The sequence below is a fragment of the Membranihabitans maritimus genome, assembly GCF_021729145.1.
Lineage (GTDB): Bacteria > Bacteroidota > Bacteroidia > Chitinophagales > Saprospiraceae > Membranihabitans > Membranihabitans maritimus.
Genome location: NZ_JAJSLW010000057.1, coordinates 1 through 1,202 on the forward strand (window position 1 = coordinate 1; position 1,202 = coordinate 1,202).

A 1,202-nucleotide genomic window follows, 5' to 3' on the forward strand; every position below is an offset into this window, starting at 1 on the left:
TGTAGCCTTCCCTAAATTAGGACAGGTTTAAATTCAACTTTTTGTTTAGAATATTGGTATTAATGTGCCTTAAATGGTACTGGATAGGCGATAAATGATCTAAAGATTTATGGGGATGATGATCATTGTAATCACACCTCCACTTTTCCATAATCAATCGCAATTGTTCCAGGTCTTCAAACCAATAGGCGTCCAGGACATCTTCTCTAAAATGTCGGTTAAATCTTTCTATAAAAGCATTTTGAGTAGGTTTTCCAGGTTGTATGTATTTAATGGAGATCTTCTTTTCCCGACACCATTGTTGAAAAGTATGGGAAGTAAATTCAGGTCCATTATCTACGCGGATGTATTGAGGGAGTCCTTTTTCTTCTTCGAGTTGGGATAAAACCCGAATGACCCGATTGGCTGGAAATCCGATTCCCGCCTCTACGGCAAGAGCTTCCCGATTAAAATCATCGATGATGTTTAGTATTCGTACCCTACGCTGATCAATCAATGCATCGCTCATAAAATCCATGCTCCATGTGTGACCATACTGTTGAGGGACTCGTAAGGCCTCTTTGTGGCGATTGGGAAGTCGTTTCTTATGTTTTCTACGCAATCCTAATTTCATGATTCGATATACTCTTAATACCCGTTTGCGATTCCATTTATAGCCTTGTTGCCGAATTCTTCCAAAATATTCATCAAAACCCCGAGTGGGCAGTTGTTCTGCCAGTCGAGAAAGTACTTCTATCACCGCTGTATCATCTTTCTTGCTTTGATAATACCATTGTGATCGACTCAACTCCAGCACTTCGCAAGAACGTTTCACGCTCACTTTATATCGCTTTTGCAAATACTTCGCATGCGCCTTTTTGGCACAAGGCTTTAGACCTTTTTTGACAACACATCTTTTAACATCTCCATATCCAGACTGATATCCGCATACATTTGTTTCAGCCGACGGTTCTCTGCTTGTAATTCCTTTAATTCTTTCAATTGACTGGATTCCATACCTCCGTATTTCTTTCGCCAATTGTAAAAAGTTCCTTTATGTATCCCCAATTCGCGGCAGATATCTTCAGCCTTACGTCCTTGTTCATTCTCTTTTAGCGCCTTTATAATTTGGCTTTCTGTAAATCTTGTCTTTTTCATTCTGCAGTTTAATTTATGATTTTTTTTTCATTTTTAAACTGTCTCATTTTTAGGGAAGGCTACAA

1 protein-coding gene is annotated in these 1,202 nt (G+C 38.9%); it reads right to left on the reverse strand.

The window, feature by feature from the left end:
- Positions 1-16 precede the first annotated feature (16 nt).
- A protein-coding gene (locus LVD47_RS23280; RefSeq protein ID WP_369427835.1) for an IS3 family transposase occupies positions 17-1,137 on the reverse strand; the annotation gives its coding sequence in 2 pieces (ribosomal slippage) (positions 17-876 and positions 876-1,137; 1,122 coding nt in all).
- Positions 1,138-1,202: the final 65 nt, after the last annotated feature.